This window comes from Clostridium senegalense, from assembly GCF_018916625.1.
GTDB classification, from domain to species: Bacteria; Bacillota; Clostridia; order Clostridiales; family Clostridiaceae; genus Clostridium_J; species Clostridium_J senegalense.
Map to the genome: position 1 here is coordinate 1002546 of NZ_JAHLNC010000001.1, position 23643 is coordinate 1026188.

Consider the following 23643-nt stretch of genomic DNA (forward strand, 5'->3'; position numbering starts at 1 on the left):
CTTTCTAACTTATATTTATCATTTTCAAAATTATTCACTTTCACCAAGAAACATCTTTAAAATTTTTTTGTAAAATAAATCTATATCATCATTTTTTGTTATAGTTAAAACTTCGTCTATATTTTTTTCTTTCTTTAAAAATATTTTATTTATAAAAATATTTTTATCTGGTTCTAAGCATATATTTATTTTTTCAATTATATTAGCATCCTCTTTATTGATGTTTATTCCTAAAATCATAATATCAAAGTCATAGACATCATATAGTAATTCAATTTTATTTTTTATTTTTAAACTTTCATTTTTACTAAAAGGAACATATTCTAATCCACATAATATTCCTATCGGTTCTGTAGATACACCTAATGCATAATAGCCATCCACTTTAAACTTCTCTATTAAGCTTTTTAATATTGTTAACATGCTCTCTTGTATATCCCCATAAATTATTATTAATGGAACATCTAATTTTTTTCCTTTTTTTGATTCTTGATAAAATTTATTTATAATTAGCGGGTGCCAAAATTTAATATTTTCATTTAAATATATAGACTCCAATTCCTTACCATTCCATTTTTTATCTATAAAAATAAAGTTTTTTTCTTCCTTCTCAAATTTGTATATTAAAGAACTCATTCTTTCATAATCTTTAATTGTATTACTATTTAAAACTAATGTATCAAAATTATTAATGTTTATATCTTCAATACTTTTTAAAATTTTAGTTTCATTTATATATGGCAATTTCAATTTCTCAATTTTTTCCTGTTCATCTAAAATTACAACATTGTTAATCCAATCTATATTTTTACAATTATTTATTTTTATTTTATCATTTTTATAATTAATTGAATCCTTATACAGCTCTTTTTTTATCATTTCAAGAGTTATATTAGGAAATTTACTTATTATATTACAAGTTTTAGCTGTAATCATTGGTGCTGCATAACTATTACATCTTCTTGTAACTTCTAAATCACAATTATTTTTAAATAATTTATGTTCACTACAAGCTGTTATTTCAATACCATCTATAGAATATAGATTGAAAATATATTCTCCTTCTTTCAAAGTGTTAGTTTTACAACATTTCACACCTATAACATTAGTGAAAGATGCAGGGTATGTAAATATATCTTTATTATTGCATGCAGCTATAATAATAATCCCCCTACTATATGCTCTATTTATTACTTTTCTTATTATTTCTGAATCTCTATAATCTATAGTGCCAAGACTGAGATTAACAACTCGAATATCATTTTCAATACACCATTCAATAGCCTTTATAAGTTGTTCCTTTATACATTTATGACTTTTATCATTAAGTACTTTTATGCTAGTAAGTACAGCTTCGGGATAATATTTTTTTATTATAGATGCACAAATAGTACCGTGACTAGCATTAAATAAATTGTACACCTCCACATCTTTTACTATAAGATGTGGAGTTATCTCTACACTTCGTATAATATTAGGTATACTATATATTCCAAAACCAACTCCATCATCAATTACTGCAACATTTACCATTTACATAGCTTCCTTTTCTTTTTGATGTAGAGCATCATTAATAATATTAATAATATTATTAATGTTATTAAATTTAATATTATCAATATGAAATTCTGAAATCTCTATGTCAAACTCTTTTTCAATATCGTACAATAAATATATAAGATCCCTTGCTCTTAATTTAAATTTTCTTCCCAATAAATTATCATTAATATTTATATTATACTCATTATTAAATAAATCTACATCAAATCTTTTTTTTAATATATTATTTAATCTTACATTTATATCAACATCTCCTGAAAAATTATTCATGTAATCTCCTCCAATCATATAACTCCATCTTGACCATATTCCTGCAACTTATTAATTAAAAATTCTGATAGTTTACCGGTGTCATTCTTATCTAAAATATTATAAACTGGTTTTTCTGCTTTACTATATATTTTTTTCTTTTCATTAATAAATTTCCAATCCATTGTAATATATTGCAATGATTCTACTGTCCTACTAGCTGGAATATTTAAAGATACATTACTAATATTATAGCAATCAACACTATAGCCAAATTTGTATTTATAAGATTTCGATATTAACTCAAAAAAGTCTGACGAAACATTATTATACAATGTGCTTAAAACAACTGCATCTGGTGCTATAGCTTGTGAAACTTCATAAGCTAAAATTCCAAATTTATTTGTAAATTCATAATTAAAAGGCATTGTTCCACCTGGTATACCAATTATTATAACATCAGGTTCTTCTCTAATTTCTATACTTTTAATATAGTAATTAAATAAAATTATTTTTTCCCATTCTGTAATAGCTTTACTATACATAAATTGAGGAAATGAGTGAAAATTCATTAATTCGCAATAGTTACGTGTTCCTACTTGTGATACCTTATAACCCATTTTTGTTAAATCTTCTCTTAGATTTAATTGTATTTCAAATTTATGTGTTCTTTCTCCTAGTCCTGCCACAAAAATCACCGGTGTATTTATTTGATAAATTTCTTCACTTTCAGGATTAACAATATTATTACATTTCTTGTTAAAATATTTAAAAAATGTATTATTTTTATTACAAATTCTAGATACCTCATTAATAATTTCATCATCAAGTTTTATAGTGCATATTATATTTTTTGAACTTTCAGCAGCTTTAATAATTTTAGGATATATAAACTTATTTAAATTCATTTTTCTACTATAGTCAGAAAAAAGTACTGTATCACAATCTTCTAATGACTTTGTAAAATCACTATCTATAGTTATTCCAACAGGTTGTCCACCATCTTCACATGCTACATCTTTTCCACTGATTCCCCATCCATTTGGAGATACTACATGAGTAAATTCAATATTATCAATAAGATTGCTATGTCTTAATAATGGTATAGATTCAATATCAAAGGGATATATCATTGTTTTATACTTATTTTCCATATTTATGACCTCTTTTCAATTACTTATTTAAATAAAGTCATTTTTTCATTTTCTTCAAAATTATGACCGAATTCTTTTAATACACAATAATTTTTAAATCGTTCTTCCAAAACTAATTTAGTTTTCTTACAAAACTCTTCTTTTTTGATTTTAGAAAATTTATTTTCAGTATTATCTATTAATGCTGCACATATTCCACAAAACCTTATAGCCCAACATTTTTTACAACTTTCATCATTTATCTTACCAATATTTAAAATATATCTTACTTTTTCTGTATCAAACCCTCTATCTACATGTCCTATTTGCATAATTTCTGAAGACTCACTAACTTTTTCACATGGATAAAAAAATCCATCTACATCCATAAATAATCTTTGAGTACCAGGAATACAAGGACCAGAAGGATGTGTTTTATCCGGTAATTTTTTTTGAGGTATCAACTTCTTTGAAAGTTTTAATATCTCATTATAATCTTCAATAACTATTCTAGAACAATCTTTTATACCTTTTTTCTTTAATAAATTATAAAATATTCTAAATAATTCATATTCTTGTTTTACATAATAATCTTCATTTTTATCAATATCAGTTTTTTTATAATTATCAGATATCAAAGATGATATTAATGCTATATCTTTTACTGTTTCATAATCAAGGAAAAACTTATCTATACAAGAAAAGTCATTTTGTACATCAATAACTGCGTTGAAAATTATATTATTTATATACTCAGGATATTTCTTTTCTATATTTTTAATATTACTAATTACCTTATCAAAACTTCCACAATTATTTGAAGCAAGTTTTCTATGAGAATCATGTATTTTTTTAGGCCCATCAAGACTAATTGTTAATTCTAAATTATGCTTGTATAAAAATTCTACAACTTTTTCAGTTAAAAGTGATCCATTTGTAGTCATAGAAAATCTTATTTCTTTTCCATCTGCTTTTTCTTCAGCATATTCTACACATTGTTTAATAAAATTGAACTCAAGTAAGGGTTCACCACCATAAAATCCTATATTGATTTCATCATGGTTTTTTGAATGATCAATAAGAAAATCTATACCTTTTTTTGCCGTTTCAAAACTCATCTTTTTATTTGAGTGACCTCTATTTAAATAACTTCCAGAATAAACACAATATTCACATCTAAAATTGCATTGTTGTGTTATTTGCAGAGTTAACATTTTCACACTATTATCTAGATAAAATTCTAATAACTCATCAGCTGGATGAACTATCTCTTTTGCTTTATTAGTTGATAAAAATCCTTCTTTATATAACTTACTCATTTCTTCTGATTCTATATAATCATTTTTATCATCTTTCATATAATTTTCTAAAAAACTATATTGATTATTAGTAATATTTAAAACAGTATTTTTATTTACATCATATATATAATTATTATTATTTGTTTTAAAAAGTTTAATTAATGGTTTACTATTCAACATACATCATTCCAATCTTTCAAAGATAATTCTATAATAAAACGTAGGATAAAAATTTATTATCCTACGCCTTATTCAACTAATACTATAGCTTACTTTATCCTCTATTAACTCCAGAACATTGCATTGTATACTCTATTGTTAACTGATTTATATGCAGAACCACTACCACAATTACATATTGCTATATCTGAGCAGTTTCCTACATATGCCTCAACTGTTTCAATAACTTGATTCTTCTTTTTTCCTAATTTTTTCATTTTGAATTTCCCCTTCCACAATTTAAATATTTATTTTTTTGATTTATATTAATATCCATATTTCTCTCGAGAACTGAAATAAGGATGTTAATGGCTATTATATAGTTGCTTTTAATGATTTAGTTATCATCTCTCTATAAAAGTTATTTATTTTGTATAATTCTAAATGAGTTCCAACTGCTTCTACTTGTCCATCATTAATAACTATAATCTTATCAACCTTCAATAAGATATCTGGCTTATGAGTTATTATAATAACAGTTTTATCTTTATAACTTTCTTGTATTACATTATTTACTTTACATTCAGATTCTATATCATAATTTGCTGTAGCTTCATCTAATATCAATATTTTAGAATCTCTCATAAATGCTCTAGCCATAGCTACCTTTTGTCTTTCCCCTCCTGAAAGCTTACTTCCTTTTTCACCTACAACAGTTTCATATTTTTTAGGCATTTCTTCAATAAAATTATATGCTCCAGTTTTTTTTGTTGCTAAATACATATCCTCATCTGTTCTTCTAAAATTAAGCATTATATTTTTTCTTATAGTATTATTAAATAAATATATATCTTGACTTACTATAGATATAAGTCTTCTATAATCTCTTAATTTTATATAATTAATATCTTTCCCATCTAAAAGAATTTCTCCAGAACTAGGTGTTAAAAACCTTAAAATCAAATTAATAATTGTTGACTTTCCTGACCCATTGCTACCAATTATTGCAACCTTTTCTCCAGCCTCTATTTTAAAGTTAATATTTCTTAACACTGACTGACTATTTTCGTATGAAAATTTAACATTTCTAAATTCAATATTCCCTAATACATTATTTTTTTCTATTCTTTCTAACTTAGCATTATTTGTAGAAATCTCATTATCCATATTCATAAAATTGAAATATCGTTTTGCAGAGGGAATTACACTTGCAAAACTATAGCCAATATTCATAATTGCAAATATAGGTGCGGTAACATAGGCACTATATGTAATAAATGCAACTAATTTTCCAATAGTAAACATTTCTCCTATTATCATATACCCACCAATAATATATATAAGTGTAGTTATTATCTGTGTGAATACGGTTTCTGAAATCTCATTAACTTTACTCAAATATGCCATTTTTATGTTTTGTCTTATTATATTTCTTTGTTGTTTTATAAGTTCACCAGTTTTTAATGATTCTAATCCCCAAATTTTTATCTCTTTAACTCCACCAATTGTATCACCATACCAACGATAATATTTTTCATAATTTTCAATCATTTCTTCAAATATATTCTTTTTTTTCTTAGCAAGATATTTAACAAGGAAATACCTTACTGGGGTTACTACCATCACTAAAATACTTAGTCTCCAATCTATAACTATTAACCCTACAATTCCTACCATAATTCTAAAAATACTTGTAACAATATAAAATGTACTTTGGTTAGCTATTTGAGATATATTATTGATATCAGTTCTTAAATTACTCATTATTTCTGCATAATTTGTACTACAAAAAAAATCCATTTTAAGTTTTAAAGTATGTTTAAAAGCTTCTTTTTCAAGATTATATGACAATATATTTTCTATATAAGAACGATATTTAGTTTCAACTATACCCAGACATTGAATAATAATTATTAACATCAATGTATATATAGAATATTTTGTAATAATATCAAAATTTTTCATAACTAACCCTTCGTCTATTAACTTTTGATTAATAAACGGAGTTATTAAACTTAAAGCAGATGATATTATTATGCAAGTAATAACTAGTATTATTTTCCACTTATATGGTTTAAATAATTGTATTATCTTATTTATTATTTCTTTGTCATCTTTTTTTATATTCATAAAATCTTTCCTTTAAAAAATTATTTGACATGTATATTTTTTCTTGTGACTAAAATAATATATAAAAAAAATATATATGTCAAATAATTATATTAAAATAATTTTATTGAATAAATGTAATTTTATTCATATAATTATTAAAAAAAATTTTATTTTATTAAATTTTTTTATTATTAATGATAATTTATTTAATATAATATTATAATTTTAAATATTTTTTTTGTTTCACTGTTTTCAAATACATAAAATGTAATTTTTAAAGTAATTATTATAGAAAATATTTATTGTTGTAAAATTATAAAATATTTATAAAATTCATTTTTAATTAATATTTATTCTAAAATTTTTAAATTTAAAATAGATAAGTTTTAACTATTAATATTTCGAATAGTTGTATATATCTTTTTCTGTTTATTTCGACATCTTAACTAATAATAAACTTTAAATAACCTATTGTAGCTCTTACAAATTAATTTTTTATATTTCTATATTTTTATAAACCCACAATTTTAATTTCTAAAATTGTGGGTTTAACTTTAACATTCTATTTTTTAATTTTTTTCTTTTATACTACTTCTAATTTAAATAAATCTTCATAGCTTTGTCTTTTACATATTAATTTACTTTTTCCATTTTGTACTGATACTACTGCTGGTTTTGTTATTTTATTGTAGTTTGATGCCATTGAATATCCATATGCACCAGTTGATGAAACTATTAATATATCTCCACTTTTTATGTCCATAATATTAGTATCTGTTATAAGTATATCACCACTTTCACAACACTTACCTGATATTGTAACTTGGTTTTTTCTCTTTTCCCCTATTTTGTTAGCAATTGCACATTCATATCCTGCTTGGTATAAAGATGGTCTTATATTATCTGTCATTCCACCATCTACACTTACATAAGTTCTTATACCTTTTATATGTTTCATAGCTCCTACTGTATATATTGTACTTCCCCCATTTGCTACTATTGACCTTCCTGGTTCTATTATTAAAATAGGTACTTTTATATCAATTTTTTTACATACTTCCTCTGTTTTTTCTATTATAGCTTCACAGAATATTTTTATTGTTTTCGGTTTATCTTCTTCCGTATAATAAACCCCAATCCCTCCACCTAAATCTACTTCTTTTATATCTATATTATAGGATTCCTTTATTTCTTTTACTAAGTTCATCATTATTTTAACTTCATCTAAATACGGCTCTACTTCAAATATTTGTGACCCTATATGCGCATGTATCCCTACCAACTCTATATTTTTATAATTATTCAATTTCTCTAATGCGTTATATAACTCTCCATTTGATAACGTAAATCCGAACTTAGAGTCAATTTGTCCAGTTTTTATATATTCATGTGTGTGCGCTTCTATTCCAGGAGTTATCCTAAAGTAAACAGCTTGCTTTTTACCTTTTTCTTCACAAATTTTTTCTAATAATTCTAATTCATAATAGTTGTCTACAACAAATCTTCCAACTCCTAGTTCTACACCCATTTTTATTTCTTCTATTGTTTTATTATTTCCATGAAATAATATTTTTTCCATAGGGAATTGGGCCTTATATGCTGTATATAATTCTCCTCCTGATACTACATCAAGATATAACCCTTCTTCATTTATTAACTTACACATATATATAGGTAAAAATGCTTTACCTGCATAAGCCACTCTATTATTTTCTTTATTTACTCTAAAATGTTTTACATACTCTCTACAGTTATTTCTAACTAACTCTTCATCAAATACGTAAAGTGGTGTTTGATATTTTTCTCTAAGTTCTTTACAACTTACACCCCCTATATACAATTCATTTTCTCTTACCAACATAGTTCCTTGTAATTTCATAATAGTTTCCTCCCAATTTTTGGTATTTTGCTTTTGCTACAGGGTGTGTATATCTTTTTAAATATAAAAAACCCCTTAAGTAACACTTAAGGGGACATAAAATCAATATAAATATACCATTTATTCCTCAAATGTAGCTCAACACAATTTAAACTTGTGACAGTTATGCATATATTTTATACATACCCAGGTATATAACCTTAAAGCATAAGTTATATCCTTCGGCGATAACTCCTTTTCCAATAAATCATTGTGCTTACCTCATTATTGGTACTTATAACTATCGCGACCTCTACAATCAATATTCTTTTATTTAATACGTTATTTTACATATGATTTTTATATTTGTCAACAGTTTTATATTTTATTTAATATAAATCTATTTTATTTCTACTTATATTTGTACTAACAAACTCATATGCAAATCTTTTTATAAAATATTTATTTTCTATTATTAACCTAAAATAATTAATCTGATTTTATTTAACTAAATTTTTATAAAAAGGAGCTATTGCTCCATTAACTTTTACAAGTTAATTTTGCAATAACTCCTTTATTTTAATTAAAATACTATTTTGTAGCTTCTTTAGCTGTTGGAAGAATTACTTCAACCTCAGAATGTGGACGAGGTATTACATGAACTGATGTTAATTCTCCAACACGTTGTGCAGCAGCAGCTCCAGCATCTGTAGCAGCTTTAACAGCTCCAACATCTCCTCTAACCATAACAGTTACAAGTCCGCCTCCAACATATTCTTTACCTATTAAGTATACATTTGCAGCTTTAACCATAGCGTCTGCTGCTTCTATTGCTCCTACTAAACCTTTTGTTTCTATCATTCCTAATGCATCGTATTTCATTTGAAAATCCTCCTAAATATAGTTATTTTTTTATTTTATTTTTAATTATAAACTCTTATTTTAATGATATTACCTTTTTAATTATAAACTCTTATTTTAATCTTGTGGTTTTCTTATTTTACTATTGTTATTTTTGATTTTGAGTTAATGCCCATTGCATTAGCTTCTTCTATGTCAAGATGGCATTCAAGCTTTGAAGTATCATTAGCTCTAATAGCGACGTTGCTATATGTTCCGCCTCTTAAATCATCAAATTTTATTGATACTATCTCTCCATCACACACGCCTAAATTTTTAGCATCTTCAGGTGTCATATGAATATGTCTTTGTGCAACTATTAAACCTTCTTCTAGCTGAACAGAACCTTTTGGTCCAACTAGTGTAATTCCAGCTGTTTTGCTTAATTCTCCAGACAATCTTACATATTGTGCTGCTCCAAGTTTAATGCAGTCTCCCATTAGCACTTCAATTTGAGACTTACTTCTTGCTGGTCCAAGGATTCTAATCTTTTCAATGGCACCTTTTGGTCCACAAATTGTTATAGTTTCCTTGCATGCATATTGTCCAGGTTGAGATAAATCTTTAAGTTTTGTAAGGTTATAACCTTCGCCAAATAAAGTATTTATATCTTTTTGTGAAAGATGTGCATGTCTATTAGAAACACCTACTGGAATTTCAGATGAATTTCCACCAATTGTAGCATTTGATCCTTTATCCTTTACAGCTTCTAATAAAACCTTTAGTAATTCTTCATAATTTTCCATTAGTTGTTCCCCTTCATAGTAGCAATTATTTGATTAACTAAGTCTAAAAGTTCTTCATTTTTTCCGCTTTCATTCTTAGCTTCGCTACTACATTCAGTACAATTATTAGTATTTTTAACTGAATCATTAACTTTATTTAAAACTTCTGCTGCTGCTGCAATTTGAGCTGGGCTCATATTAATAAATTGATTTTGAACACCATGACAGTTTTCTGCAGTTTTTATACAGTTGAAAGTTGGATCATTAGATGCTAATGTTGCGCAATCTTTTAAACCATAAGTAACTCTCTTTATATTTATTAAGTGCTCTGGAGTAACATTTTCAGATGTTGAGCTTCCACCCCAAGTTCCACAGCCTAAAGTAAATGCAGGATTAAGTCCTGTACTTGCACCTGTTCCACCTTGTGTTCCACCAGTGTTTATAAGAATACGAGATGCTGGTACCCCTGAGAATTTCATAACAATAGCTCTATCCTCAGTATGTATACTCATTGTATGTCCAATTCCGTTTTGAAGTAATTCGCAACTTAACTCATATGCTTCTTTGCTATCTTTTACAGTATAGCATCCTAAAACTGTTGTAAGTTTTTCATATGATAAAGGATTTCCTTCGCCTACTCCGTTTTGCTTTCCTATAAGTACTTTTGTTCCTTCTGGAATTGATATTCCTGCTGCAGTTGCAATAACTTGTGGGCTTCTTCCAACAAATTTAGCATTCATAGCATGTCCGTTTTTGAATAATAATTTACAAACTTTATTAGTTTCTTCTTCAGTCATGAAGTATCCACCTTGTTTTTTGAACTCTGCAACAACTGCGTCGCAGTTACATTCTTCACATATTATTGATTGTTCTGATGCACAAATTGTACCATTATCGAAAGTTTTACTTGCCATAATATTTCTAACAGCTTTTTCGATATTAGCTGTTTTTTCAATATATGCTGGAGAGTTTCCTGCACCAACACCAAGAGCTGGTTTTCCTGCACTATAAGCAGCTTTAACCATTCCTGGACCACCTGTAGCTATTATTATAGCAACTTCTTTGCATTTCATTAATTCGTTAGTAGCTGCAATTGTTGGAGTATGTACTACACTTACAATGTTTTCTGGTGCACCAGCTTCAACAGCTGCATCATTCATTAATTGAGCTGCTTTAATTGTACATCTTGCTGCAGATGGGTGTGGTGAAAACACTATAGCATTACGAGATTTTATAGCTATCATTGATTTATAAATTGCAGTAGATGTTGGGTTTGTTGAAGGAACTATTCCCATAACTAAGCCAACTGGATCAGCAACTTCTATAACTTTGTTTACCTCATCTTCTCCAATTATACCGATAGTTTTCATATCTTTTATTGAATCATATAGTATAGTAGATGCTAAATGATTTTTGAAAGTTTTATCTTCAACTTTACCAAAACCTGTGTCCTCAACTGCCATTTGTGCTAAACAAGCAGCATTTTCTTCTGCAACTCTAACCATATTACGTAAAATCTTATCAATTTGTTCTTCAGTGTAATCAGCAATTTTATTAGCTGCTATTTTTCCAAGTCTAGCAAGATTTCTTGCTTCTTGTATTGAATATAAGTCCTTATCAAAATTTTCCATGGTACTTTCATTCCTTTCGTAAATATCACTCTAGCTAATTTTTCTCATAATATGTTTTAAATTTTGTAATTAATAAATTTTTGTCAGCTTTTGAAATCGCTCTACCCCTAATTACAAAATCATCATATTCACGAGCTAAATTTCTAAGTTTAACAACCTTTAGCTTAGATAACATTAAAATAGTTTTTTCTATACCATCTTTATTTATTAAATTATCTATGTCATCTTTATGTAAATTTTGTAAACTCATTTTATGTAGTTTATCTGAATCAGTTTCTAAAATCTCTTGATTTTTTTCTAACTGTTCTTCTAGTTTATCTTCATGCACTTCTGCTTTTTCAGCTTTCTCTACATGTTCTTCAGTGTATTCTACATTTGCTGTGATTTTTTCTTCTGTTTTTTCTATTTCTTTTAAACCATCTTCTTTATTAGATGATGGAACTTCCAAAATTTCTTTTGAAGTGTTAGGTCCTATTATACTTTCCAATTCCTCATGTGGTCTTGGAATTACGTGCTCTGAAATTAAAGATTCTTCATCAATATTTTTAACAGCTGCTCCACCAGCCTCTATAGCTGCTTTCACTGCACCTACATCACCTGTAACTACAATTGTAACAAGACCACCACCTACATAAGTTTTTTCAACAATACTTACATCTGCCGATTTTGCCATTGTATCAGCAGCTTCAATAGCTGTAAGTAAACCTCTTGTTTCTATAAAACCAAGTGCTTGCATAGGTTTATCCTCCTAGTCTTCTATAAAAGATCAGCCCAGTTTGCTGGATATGTTGTATAAAACACTCTAGCTTTGTCCGGTGAACCCCAAACTACTTTAGAACCTGATGGTACGAATAGTACATCTCCAGGATAAGCTGTATATGTTTTTCCATTGATTTCAACTGTTAAAGTTCCCTCTATAACATAATCAATTTCCTCGTAAGTTAACTCCCAATCAAACTTTGAGTTTTCAATAACTAAAAATCCAGCACTCATTTTTGATTCTTTTTTACTTACTAACTCTTGAAAGTAAGCTCTTACATTTGAATCTCCAGTGTCAAATACATCCATTTTTACTGTATTTCCTCTAACAACCTTAAGTCCGCTAGAGTCACATTCAGCATCAAACAAAAGGTTCTTTGGCTTTAAGCATTCAAGTAATTCTTGTAAAAGACCTTTGTCCATTAAAGCTCTAAAAAAGTTAAGTAACATCTCACTGTCCATGCCTTCTATACTTGGAGCTTTTTTTACTTCTAATTGCTGTGCTTTAGGCTTAGAAACTTCTGTAGTGAATTCTATTTGATTATTTATTGCAAGTTCTTTAGCTGCTGGCGTGATTATCTCACTACCATCTATATAGAAAGCTTTTTTTCCACTTACTATTAACTCCTCAATATCTTTTGCACAGATTAATTTTTTCATATTTTCACATCCTTTCAAATAATCTTAGTATATATACCAATCCTAAAAACCTTTAATTATTTTAAAAAAGATTGTGCTCTAATCTAAATTACAATCACTATCAACTATTCCAACTACAACTGCATCTACTGGAATATTATCATCACCTAGCATTCTACGTGCAGCTGATCCAGTACTAACTATAACCCTATCCCCAATGCCTGCACTGATAATGTCAACAACGACAAATCTACGGCCTTCATTGGTTCCACTAATTTCTTCAGCAAGCATAAATTTGAGTCCACTAAGTGAATCTGCTTTTCTAGTAGCCCATACATTATCAATAAGTCTTGCTATTATCATATTATTTTCCCTCTTTCATTTTCAGTTGAATCTCCTTCATTGCAGCTTCAACTGATGATGTGTCACCAAAAATACCAAGTAAAACCATGTGTTGTGGACATGTACCCCTTATATCTTCAACGGTAACGCCAACAGCTTTCTCAGCAATATCTGCGACATAAATCATATCAATAAGTTTACCTTGAACAAGCCCTATTGCATCAACACTATCTATCTCTGTTTTACAATTACCACTCATTCGTCTTTTAAGAATATCTTTAGTGCTATTGGAAGGTGATTTTATAATTCTAAAATCCACTTTTAAACACTCCCCTTATTATTCAATAATATCTTGTGTACAACTTAATGCTATTCCAAGCGGTGTAACAAACATAGGATTTTTAGGCTTATGAGTATATACTCCAGTTTTTTTATCTATAATCTCTTCAATTCCTGTCAAACAGCAAGTACCACCTACTAAAGAAATTTCATTAACATCATAATCCTTAATATTATGATTAATAATTGATGCTACCTTTTCAACTACTGGTCTTAGTAATGGCAAAATTTCTTTATGATTTTTATTATCTCTTTTAAATTTATCTGCTTCTTTAAATGGCATTTTATATGCCCCTGAAATAACTAATGAAAAATGAGTCCCCCCTGTAGGTTCATCAACAACATAAACAACTTTTCCATCTTTTAAAACTGATATTCCAGTTGTTCCACCACCGATATCTACAACGGCACCATTTTCAATTTTAAGTACAGCATTTGCAGCAGTAGGCTCATCTAAAAGACATGTTAATTCAAATCCTGCAGCCTGAACTACATTTTTAATTGCTCCAGAATCTAAAGAATCTGTTCCAGGTGGAATTGCAGCAGCTGCATAAAGAAGCTCAGTATTTAATTTTTCTTCGATTTCCTGCTTAAGTTCTCTGACAATTTTTACTGCCCCAATATAGTCAACAACCATACCGTCACGAACTACATCTGCATATCTATATGCACCTGCAACAGGCTCATAGTTTTCGTCTAAAACCGCTAACACCACACAAGCAGTACCTAAGTCTACTCCTGTATAATAAACCGAAGATTCATTAACAATTGGTTTTTCTATAACTTCTTCAAACTTTCTAACAAAATCATCACAACGTTCGAAGTTTATTCTTTTCTCTGACATTCTTTTCCTCCTACTGCCGAACAAATCAACTGAGATAGCGAATTAATTATTGAATTAACATTCTCTATAATTCTATTTTTCAAATCATCATCATCATTGTTATACGTCTCAATTATTTCAAACTGTAACTCCTGTAAAGCACAACGAAGTGTGTGCATTTTCAAAATTACATTGCCTTTTTTAAGCTGAATATGAAATTCTGTTATTTCAAAACAATCATCCAACTCAGTTATGAAATTTGCTGAATTCATTCCACTGCACTCTTTACAATTAATAGTTTCAAGAGTACCTTTCCCATTCACAACATTTCTAACATTTGATATTTTTTTGCCCAAGTTTATAATATTTTGTGCTAAAAAAATATCTTCTCTTAATATTTCACTACTAGTAACAAGAAATACTGCCTCTATAGATTTTAACTTATAATAAAGCTTCCTCTTTAAATTAAGGTCAATGTTTCTCACTTGCTTTGCTGTTTCAGCCTGCTTGCTTTCAGTATGTTTGTCTTCATTCTGATTGCTTTGAGGAACTTTTTTCTTTACTTTTAAAGCTTTATCATTTATTTCTATTCTCTTATCAGACAAATATTGAGCTGCTCCAGGTGTAAGGCGCTGTCCCTGTTGTAACTTGTAGGTATTAAAAGGTTCTTTTCTGTATAAATCTCTTAAATACTCTTCAGTAATAAATTTCATCATTGACCTTTACTCCTCACCTTTTTCAAATAAATACTTCTTTAAAGCATCAATTCCTGTTCCCATAGGAAAACTAATATGAAAATACGGCTCTGATATACCTATATCCTTTAACTGTTGCAAACATTTCTCTTCATTTTCAGATGATAAGTCACATTTTGTTATAACCCCAATTACTGGACATCTAAAACACTTTGCAAATCCAGGGGAATACATTTCAGTACAATTAGATTGATCAATCAACATAAGCACATGAGATGCATCTTGAGCTGTTGCAATTATATGCTTGTACATCCATGAATTTTCTACATAGGCTCCTGGAACATCAATGGTATTTTTGCCATAAAGCAAATCCTGTGTTCGTCTTAAAGGACCTTCATAATCATTCAATGCATTAATTAATGTAGTTTTGCCACATCCTGAAGGGCCAATTACCATTATGCGCTTTTTCTTCATGTTCTTGTAATAATAGCTGGAGTAAATCCAAGCATATCCCTTAACGTATTATTCACTGCCTCAAGTGCTGTTTCAACGCTTTGAACATCTCCATTTATTACAACTGAACCTGTAAAACGATCAAGGAATCCAATTTTAACATCTGCAACTTTTGTGGCAACATCTGCTGCAATTATGGCACTTTCATATGGAGAAAGGGTTAAAATACCTATTGCTCCTTTTTCATCAATCCCTAGACGGTCATATATATCAGTCATAGGTGATGCAATAACATGAGCTATGGTAATCTGTTTTCCTGGAACTGACTCTTGTATAATACGCTGTATATTTCTATCAAGTGAATTTTCCATAAACCTTACCTCCCATCTTATTATCTATTTAAATTAATGGCGGATTACTTCTACAGGTAAATCGTATTTTTTAATCCATCCTTCTATTCTATCTAAATCTTCACTTTTCAAACTTGGGTCATCCTTTATAGGATATTCAATTCCTAGCTGGTTGTATTTATTTACCCCCATTTTATGATATGGAAGCAAATCAACTCCTCTAAAATTCTTATAATCTTTATATGGTTCTAAAAGTTCCATAACTTTTTCAATATCTTCTTGAGAATCATTTACACCTTTTAATAAAGGCATACGAATTTTTACATTATATTTGCGACGAAGAAGTTCTGTAAGATTTTCTAAAATCTGTTCATTCCTCACACCTGTTAACTGAAAGTGTCTCTCAGAATCAATATGTTTAATGTCAAATAGGAATAAATCTGTGAACTCAGCAACCTTAAGTACTGATTCTAGTTTTGCATAACCGCAAGTTTCAATTGCAGTGTTTATGCCTTCTTGCTTACATGCCATAAGTAAACTACATGCTGCTTCAGGCTGCATTAAAACTTCACCACCACCTAATGTAACTCCACCACCAGACATTTCATAAAAAGTTCTATCTTCTTCTACAATTTCTAAAAGTTCAGAAATAGTTTTTACTTCTCCAACTATTGATATTGCAGATTTAAGACAAGCACTCTTACATTTACCACATCCGATACAGTCAATATCACGATTAACTTCATGCTTTAAAGTTTCATTAGAGATACTATGTATTCCAACAGGGCAAGCAGAAACGCAAGCTCCACAGTTAACACATAAATTACTTTTAAACATAACTCTATGTTTTTTTATCATTCCTTCAGGATTTGCACACCATTTACAGCGAAGTGGGCACCCTTGAAAAAATACTAGAGTTCTTATTCCATCTCCATCATACATATTATATTTTTGTATATTAAAAATCGTCGCTTTACGTTCAATTACACCTAAATTTCCATTATTCATATTCTTCATTCTCCAGTTTCATTTACTTTGATTTTTAATATATGTCTTAATTGAAATCTATAATCTACAGAATAAATCTGTAGATTACAGACTTTATAAAATTTAATCTAGCTAATTTCTTTTTTAAACTTTAAGTTTATTAGAAATGTGTAAGCATAGTTCTACTGATTATTTCATCTTGAACATCTTTACATAACTCAACAAAGAATGCACTATATCCAGCAACACGAACAATTAAGTCACGATATTGCTCTGGGTGTTTTTGTGCCTCTATTAAAGTTTGGTTATCTAAGTAGTTAAACTGCATTTCTCCAAGTTGAAGAGCACACGCACTACGTAATAATGTTATTATTCCTTGCTCTCCTTCTTTTGTATCTAAAAGACCAGATATTAACTTGAAGTTATGAACCATTCCTATGTTCATATCTTCACAAGACATTTTAGAAACAGATTTTATTATAGCAGTAGGTCCTTTATAATCTGCTCCTTGTGATGGACTTATACCATCTGATAATGGCATCCATGCTCTACGTCCATTTGCAGTAGCTCCAGTCATTTGTCCAAATGGAGTATTATTTGAGATTGATAAAGTACCATGGCTAAGCACTGAATATAATGTTTTATATTTACGATGCTCTTGTTCAGTAAAGTTGATTAAGTCAGCAGCAATATAATCTGCATAGTCATCATCGTTACCGTATTTAGGTGCTTCTAAACAATCTTTTCTTAATCTTTCATATCCAACAAAATCAGCTTTTAATGCTTCATTCATTTCTTGTAAAGTATATTTCTTCTCTTCAAATACTAATTTCTTTATAGCAGCCATAGAATCTGCATAAGTAGCTAAACCACTCCATACAACTCCTGGTCCAAAGTTGTACATAGCTCCACCAGCTTCTACACCTCTACCATTTTCCATACATCCTTCATACATCATAGACATAAGTGGTTTTGGTGCAAGATCTCTGTGAACACGTTGAGAAATTACTGTAGCAACACTTGTCCATTTAGTAATATATTTAATTTGCTCTTTAACAGCTGCTTCAAATTGCTCATAAGTTTTGAAGTTATTTAAATCTCCCATGTCTGGGCATACTTGCTTGCCATACCATAGTGGTACACCATGATTAAGAACAAGTTCTATACATATTGGCCATTGAGTATATCCTGTAGAAGTCCATTGATACAATCTTCCTGATTTTTGAGGCTCTACGCATCCCATTAAACAGTAGTCTCTTGCATCTTCTATAGAAACTCCTTTTGCTAACATCATTTTTATGTGAACATCATCAAAGTGACATGCTGGGAATCCCATACCTGCACGAATAACTTCAACAATCTTCTTAAGATATTTGTGTGGTGATGCTTTATGTATACGACAAGCTAAAGTTGGTTGATATATTTTAACGTGACGAACTGCATCCATTAAAAGATATGTTAACTCGTTTGTAGCATCACGACCTTCTCTTGTAACTCCACCTAAACACATGTTAACGAATGGTTGGTAACCTGCAAAGAATTTAGATGCACCTTCGCTTGTTAACCACATCATTTCAGACATTTTTATAAGCATACAACCTGATAATTCAAATGCTTCAAAATCATTCATACGTCCTGATTCTATATCATTTTTGTAGAATTCATACATATATTGGTCAACACGTCCTATAGACATACCTGTTTGGTTTTCTTCAACTACAAGTAATGACTCTATAGTCCAAACCGCTTGTATTGCTTCCCAGAAATTAGTTGGTTTGTGAGCTGGAACTTTTGCATTTACTTCAGATATTTTTAAAAGTTCAGCTTTACGCTTAGGGTTAGTTTCTTTTGCAGCTAATTGTGCAGCATACTCTGACATACGTTTAGCATATATCATAACCCCTTCTGCAGTATCTATTAATGATTTGTAGAAGTAAATTTTTTCTATATCTTCTGGTATTTCGTAGCTAAGTCCTGCTAATTTTTCTTCTGCTTCTCTTATTATGTCAAGCATACCTTTTTTCATTAATATAACATCATATCCTGGATTAGAGTCTCCTCCTCCATTTAATGCGTGATATGAACAATCTGAAACAAAGGATTCTCCTGAAAGTTCCCATACACCTGCTTCACGGTATTGGCTTTCGCAATATTCATCAACTGATTTTCCATTCCAGAATGGAAATATCTCTTCACGTAATACTTTTTTATCTTCTTCTGCTAAATAGAATGGATCTTGTGGTCTTGTTCCTATTGTATCGATTTCTTCTTCTAGCCATCTCCAAGATATCTCAGGAGAGAATGCTCCAGCACGAGGTTTTCCGTTTGGTGCTCCAACTATAAGCTCATGATCTTGAATTACTAATGGTGCAGTTTCACAACAATATTTAAAACACTTACCACGTAAAATTGCCTTAGGCATTCCAGGGTTTTCTTTTACCATTTTAGTTATAGCTCTTGCACGGTGAATTGTTATTGATGGTACATGCTTTAAATAGTTTTCTTTTAATTTAACTAAACGCTCTGTCATTCCATCTGGAATTTCACCATTATTCTCACATACAACATTAGTTGTTGTTTCTTCTTTTGTTATATCATTAGAAACTTTCTTAAACATTTCCATTAAACCAGCACGTTCTTCATCAGACATGTTTTTTGTAGCTTCCATAAATTTATTTGTAAACTCACGAATATCCACTTTATTACCTCACATTCTTTAATCTATTTAAATATTAAATATATTTTTTACTTTAATTCATATAGAATTTTTTTCAAAACACTTTCTAATAATTTGAAGTTATCACTTTCATTTGAATTATTATTTAAAACTGCATATGAAGAATTCTCTTTAACCTCTACTGTATTAACAATTTCATCTACTTTACGAACCCCATATCCAATTTTACGTACATATATCAAATTCATAGGTGAAACATTATCTGAAGTCATTCCTTGACCTGCAGACCCACTTCCTAAAGTCATTGAAGGAAATAAATTTGTAGTAGCTCCCATACTTCCGAAAGTTCCTGAAGTATTAACAAGCACTCTACCAACCGGTTTCTTCAATGCAAATTGATGAATAACTTCTTCATCCTTGGAATGTATAACGAGTGTATGTCCATGTCGTTCACTCAACAATAACTCTATACATTTTTCACAAGCATGCATCCAGTCATCTTCTATATAAAAAGCTAATACTGGACAAAGTTTTTCTCTTGAATAAGGGTTACTTTGAGAAACAAATTTTTGTTTAGAAATAAGTACCCTCACATCTTCTGGAACAGTAAAACCAGCTTTTTTAGCTAAAAACTGTGGTGATTTACCAACCATTTCTAGGTCAAGACTTCCATCTTTATAAAAGAATATTTTTCCCAACCTTTCAGCTTCTTCTTCTGTCATAAAATATCCACCATTTTTTTGAAGCTCATTTTTAACTTCATTTGCAATACAACTATCTACAACAATTGATTGCTCTGCAGCAGATACAACTCCATAATCAAAGTTCTTGCTAACAATAATATCTTTAACAGCCTGCTCTATATCAGCAGTACGCTCTATAAAAGCTGGACCATTACCATTGCCACCATATATAACTGGTTTGCCAGATTTATAAGCTTCATCCAGCATTTCTGGAACACCAGTATTCATTATAAGTGAAGCACTTTTATGATTCATAAGTTCTAATGAACCACTTTTCATTACTGTATGTAAGTATGCAAGAGCACCTTCTGGAAGTCCTACACCTTCTGCAGCTCGAATTAAAATATCAACTACTTTAAAAATTGTATTCTTAGCTCTTGGATGAGGCGAGAATATAATTGCATTCCCTGATTTAATTGCAATTAACGCTTTATATATTGTTGTAGAAACAGGACTTGTAGCTGGACAAAAGGCTATAATAACCCCCATTGGAACGCCGACATCCATTGTGTTATTTTCTTTATCTTTGTTAATTACCCCAACACAATTCATGCCTTTAAGTCTATTTTTTAGATACTTACATACAAAGCGATTTTTAATATATTTATCTTCCCACTTTCCATATTCAGTTTCTTCATTAGACATTTTTGCAAGTTCCTTTAAATGTTTTTCAACTTCTTCAGCCATACGTTCAACTATCTCATCAAGTTTTTCTTGTGGGAAAGTCGCTAATTTTTTTTGTGCCTCATAAGCATTTTCAACAAGAATTCTAGCTTCTTGAATGGAGAGTAAATCATTATCTATAATATTCATTTTCTCCCCCCCTCTCCTTAGAAAAAATTTTACTTTTACTCAGCTATAAGATTTACAAGCTCGTAACGTTTTATTATTTTTTCAATATCTTGGTGTGGTCTTGGAATAACCATTGAACTATAAAGATTTGCACCTTCCATTGCTTCAACTGCTGCAACACCAGCATCTACTGCTGCCTTACAAGCTCCAACATCTCCACGAACTAATACAGTTATATATCCTGATGCAACATTTGCATAGCCTTCAAGTTCAACATTTGATGCTTTACACATTGCATCTGCTGCCTCTAAAGCAAAAACTAAACCAAAAGTCTCAACTAGCCCTAAAGCTTCATATCTTGCCATATGTATATCATTTCCTTTCTATATCTTATAAATCAATATCGTGTACTGAAACAATATCGCCAACCGGTCTAATAGGACGTGGCATAACATTGTGTGCTGTTAAAGTTCCAACTGATGCTGCTGCTTTAGCTCCTGCTTCTACTGCAGATTTCACTGCTCCAACATCACCTTTTACCATAATTGTTACAAGAGTAGATCCAATATTTTCATATGAAATCAGCTCAACATTTGCTGCTTTAAGCATTTGATCTGCAGCATGAAGTGCAGGAACTAACCCTATTGTTTCTACAAGACCTAGTGCCTCATTTCCATAATATCTCATTGATAAGTCCTCCTTCTTGATTTTAGCTTGTACATTAGTCCGCTAAATCACACAACTTGTATATATTTTGTATGTTTATATGTATTTTTGGTTTGTTGTATATGTTTATTAGATTTCTTACCTTTTTATAAAAGTAATAATATTTTTTATAGTAAAAATTTTCTAATAATTTTATTCTAAAGTATTTTATTAAGAATAATTTTTCAATAATAATTACTAAAATAATTACTTAACTATAAATTTAAGAGATTTCTAAATCATTTAACTTTTGTTAATGCTAAAAATTAATCTTTAATAAATTTATTAATTGTAGCAGCTCCTTCTTCATGTGCATGATAATAAACTCTTAACTCTTTATTTTTGTCTAAATCAATTCTTGTTTCTTCAACAAGTCCGTTTGCTTCAGCTGTCATTAAAGCATTAATTATAGATTTTTTATTAAACGCCTTAAAATTTCCATACTCGCCTTTTAATGCATCCATAACATCATCAGCACAAGCTTCTTCAACTTTAGTAAAGTATTTTAAGATTGCATAGTTAAGTGGTTTCATCTATATTAAACCTCCTCTTTTTTTCTTCTAAATAAATCAAGTGGATTCATAGATATTGTAAGTATACCAAACATCATTATTACAGCTCCGATCCAAGCAACTGAAGGTAATGACCATCCGTCCATTCCACCGTATACTCCTAGTACTAATAAACAGAATAATGGTCCAAAGAATGAATATGTACCATTACATGCAGTACCAAGTCCTGCTCCACACTTACTGTTTGCAGCATACCATGTCATAAATGTCATGAATGATAAAAGACCACTTAAAGCAAACCATATCATTGCAGGTCCACTTGTGAATGCTTGTACAGCAAGATCTGCAGAAATATTTATTCCACCAGCAATTACTCCAAAGATTGGAACTAAGATAAATAGATTTGCTATACCTGATGTTACTTGACGAATGCAAATTCCAATTTCAGGATCAATCATAGCTGTACCATATCCAGCTACACATCCTTCAAATCCCCATCCTAAAGCTGCAATAATTGCTATTAAAATACCAATTATAGTATTTTTTGAAGCACCGCCACTAAAGCCTGTACTACCAATTAAAAAACTAGCACACACACAGACTGCAATACCAAAAGCCATACGTTTATTTAATTCCTGCTTATATAAAATTTTACCTAATATAGCAGCAATAGCAGGACAAAGAGCTGATATTGGAACAACTATCGAACCGGCCATTTGAAGAGCTATAACATACGAAGTACCAGCTATTGGTCCTCCAATAAGAGCAGCTATTATCATAACACGTCCCGGTCTTGTATTAATACATCTTAAAAAATCGCCAAATTTACCTTTAACTACGGCATATGAAAGAGCCCAAATAGCACTGCACGTATCATTTATCGCATTACCAAGTGCTGCAAGTAAGTATGCTACAACAAATGCTGATAAGCCTGCTGTATTAACACCATACCAGTCCCCCCAAACTCCTTTAGTCATACCCATCGTTAGAAATGCAGTGTATAATCCATAGGCAAGTCCTGAAAATAAAGCTAGGGATACACCCTTTTTAAAGAAATTACTTGATAATTTCTTTTTTGCAGCAATTGCTTCTACATTTACTGCTTTTGAAACTTCATACATAAAATAAAACTCCTTTCAATAAATAATAAATTTTATATAATTAATAAAATATATACTCTTTCAAACTTAACCTTAATA

General features: G+C 29.6%; 25 protein-coding genes and 1 riboswitch. All 25 genes read right to left on the minus strand.

All coding sequences use genetic code 11. The features are described from left to right. Nucleotides 1-30: 30 nt before the first annotated feature. The 25 genes from KQI36_RS04715 to KQI36_RS04835 all read right to left on the minus strand — a co-directional run bounded on the left by KQI36_RS04715 (nt 31) and on the right by KQI36_RS04835 (nt 23565). Nucleotides 31-1533, minus strand: coding sequence for a S8 family serine peptidase (locus KQI36_RS04715; protein WP_216449846.1), 1503 nt, complete (start codon nt 1531-1533; stop codon nt 31-33). Then, nucleotides 1534-1830 carry an acyl carrier protein gene (locus KQI36_RS04720; RefSeq protein WP_244991469.1) on the minus strand — a complete coding sequence of 99 codons (297 nt, stop codon included), beginning with the start codon at nt 1828-1830 and terminating at the stop codon, nt 1534-1536. Between the two features lie 14 nt (nt 1831-1844). Beyond that, a complete protein-coding gene (locus KQI36_RS04725; RefSeq protein WP_216449848.1) occupies nt 1845-2963 on the minus strand; it encodes a TIGR04066 family peptide maturation system protein in 1119 nt (372 codons plus the stop codon). A gap of 23 nt (nt 2964-2986) precedes the next feature. Continuing rightward, nucleotides 2987-4423 (minus strand): Cys-rich peptide radical SAM maturase CcpM, encoded by a 1437-nt coding sequence (ccpM, locus tag KQI36_RS04730; protein ID WP_216449849.1) that lies wholly within the window; start codon nt 4421-4423, stop codon nt 2987-2989. 104 nt (nt 4424-4527) lie between these two features. Beyond that, entirely contained in the window at nt 4528-4680 is a 153-nt protein-coding gene (locus KQI36_RS04735) for a CLI_3235 family bacteriocin precursor (RefSeq protein ID WP_216449850.1), read from the minus strand. Between the two features lie 97 nt (nt 4681-4777). After that, nucleotides 4778-6532, minus strand: a complete 1755-nt coding sequence (locus KQI36_RS04740; RefSeq protein WP_216449851.1) for an ABC transporter ATP-binding protein — start codon at nt 6530-6532, stop codon at nt 4778-4780. 565 nt (nt 6533-7097) lie between these two features. Continuing rightward, the gene (gene lysA, locus KQI36_RS04745) at nt 7098-8393 is read right to left on the minus strand and encodes a diaminopimelate decarboxylase (protein ID WP_216449852.1); all 1296 of its coding nucleotides are present in this window, start codon (nt 8391-8393) and stop codon (nt 7098-7100) included. A gap of 126 nt (nt 8394-8519) precedes the next feature. Further along, a riboswitch (Lysine riboswitch) is annotated at nt 8520-8696 on the minus strand. A 267-nt stretch (nt 8697-8963) separates the two neighbouring features. Next, entirely contained in the window at nt 8964-9254 is a 291-nt protein-coding gene (eutM, locus tag KQI36_RS04750) for an ethanolamine utilization microcompartment protein EutM (RefSeq protein ID WP_010293423.1), read from the minus strand. A gap of 113 nt (nt 9255-9367) precedes the next feature. After that, complete coding sequence (locus tag KQI36_RS04755) at nt 9368-10018, minus strand: phosphate propanoyltransferase (RefSeq protein ID WP_010293424.1); 651 nt, start codon at nt 10016-10018, stop codon at nt 9368-9370. Continuing rightward, nucleotides 10018-11628 carry an acetaldehyde dehydrogenase (acetylating) gene (locus tag KQI36_RS04760; RefSeq protein WP_010293426.1) on the minus strand — a complete coding sequence of 537 codons (1611 nt, stop codon included), beginning with the start codon at nt 11626-11628 and terminating at the stop codon, nt 10018-10020. Before KQI36_RS04760 ends, KQI36_RS04755 begins: the two co-directional genes overlap by 1 nt. Before the next feature lie 34 nt (nt 11629-11662). Next, a complete protein-coding gene (locus KQI36_RS04765; protein ID WP_010293427.1) occupies nt 11663-12364 on the minus strand; it encodes a BMC domain-containing protein in 702 nt (233 codons plus the stop codon). Nucleotides 12365-12384: 20 nt separating this feature from the next. Then, a complete protein-coding gene (locus KQI36_RS04770; protein ID WP_216449853.1) occupies nt 12385-13047 on the minus strand; it encodes a cupin domain-containing protein in 663 nt (220 codons plus the stop codon). Between the two features lie 78 nt (nt 13048-13125). Continuing rightward, on the minus strand, nt 13126-13389 hold the full coding sequence (locus KQI36_RS04775; protein ID WP_010293430.1) for a EutN/CcmL family microcompartment protein: 264 nt from the start codon (nt 13387-13389) through the stop codon (nt 13126-13128). A 1-nt stretch (nt 13390) separates the two neighbouring features. Beyond that, nucleotides 13391-13687: a BMC domain-containing protein gene (locus KQI36_RS04780; RefSeq protein ID WP_216449854.1), complete on the minus strand. Its 297-nt coding sequence runs from the start codon at nt 13685-13687 to the stop codon at nt 13391-13393. Nucleotides 13688-13705: 18 nt separating this feature from the next. Then, a complete protein-coding gene (gene eutJ, locus KQI36_RS04785) occupies nt 13706-14551 on the minus strand; it encodes an ethanolamine utilization protein EutJ (RefSeq protein ID WP_010293432.1) in 846 nt (281 codons plus the stop codon). Further along, on the minus strand, nt 14533-15246 hold the full coding sequence (locus KQI36_RS04790; RefSeq protein WP_216449855.1) for a cobalamin adenosyltransferase: 714 nt from the start codon (nt 15244-15246) through the stop codon (nt 14533-14535). Before KQI36_RS04790 ends, eutJ begins: the two co-directional genes overlap by 19 nt. A 6-nt stretch (nt 15247-15252) precedes the next feature. Continuing rightward, nucleotides 15253-15699, minus strand: coding sequence for a EutP/PduV family microcompartment system protein (locus tag KQI36_RS04795; protein ID WP_010293434.1), 447 nt, complete (start codon nt 15697-15699; stop codon nt 15253-15255). After that, on the minus strand, nt 15696-16049 hold the full coding sequence (locus tag KQI36_RS04800) for a BMC domain-containing protein (RefSeq protein WP_010293436.1): 354 nt from the start codon (nt 16047-16049) through the stop codon (nt 15696-15698). The genes KQI36_RS04795 and KQI36_RS04800 overlap by 4 nt, the downstream gene beginning before the upstream one ends. Before the next feature lie 33 nt (nt 16050-16082). Then, on the minus strand, nt 16083-17036 hold the full coding sequence (gene cutD, locus KQI36_RS04805; RefSeq protein ID WP_216449856.1) for a choline TMA-lyase-activating enzyme: 954 nt from the start codon (nt 17034-17036) through the stop codon (nt 16083-16085). A gap of 139 nt (nt 17037-17175) precedes the next feature. Beyond that, entirely contained in the window at nt 17176-19713 is a 2538-nt protein-coding gene (gene cutC / locus KQI36_RS04810) for a choline trimethylamine-lyase (protein WP_216449857.1), read from the minus strand. 47 nt (nt 19714-19760) lie between these two features. Then, on the minus strand, nt 19761-21248 hold the full coding sequence (locus tag KQI36_RS04815; RefSeq protein WP_216449858.1) for an aldehyde dehydrogenase family protein: 1488 nt from the start codon (nt 21246-21248) through the stop codon (nt 19761-19763). A gap of 35 nt (nt 21249-21283) precedes the next feature. Continuing rightward, nucleotides 21284-21592 carry a BMC domain-containing protein gene (locus KQI36_RS04820; RefSeq protein ID WP_010293444.1) on the minus strand — a complete coding sequence of 103 codons (309 nt, stop codon included), beginning with the start codon at nt 21590-21592 and terminating at the stop codon, nt 21284-21286. Between the two features lie 25 nt (nt 21593-21617). Beyond that, nucleotides 21618-21914: a BMC domain-containing protein gene (locus KQI36_RS04825; RefSeq protein WP_010293445.1), complete on the minus strand. Its 297-nt coding sequence runs from the start codon at nt 21912-21914 to the stop codon at nt 21618-21620. A gap of 284 nt (nt 21915-22198) precedes the next feature. Next, the gene (locus KQI36_RS04830; RefSeq protein ID WP_010293446.1) at nt 22199-22465 is read right to left on the minus strand and encodes a hypothetical protein; all 267 of its coding nucleotides are present in this window, start codon (nt 22463-22465) and stop codon (nt 22199-22201) included. A 5-nt stretch (nt 22466-22470) separates the two neighbouring features. Beyond that, on the minus strand, nt 22471-23565 hold the full coding sequence (locus KQI36_RS04835) for a membrane protein (RefSeq protein ID WP_010293447.1): 1095 nt from the start codon (nt 23563-23565) through the stop codon (nt 22471-22473). Between the last annotated feature and the right edge of the window lie 78 nt (nt 23566-23643).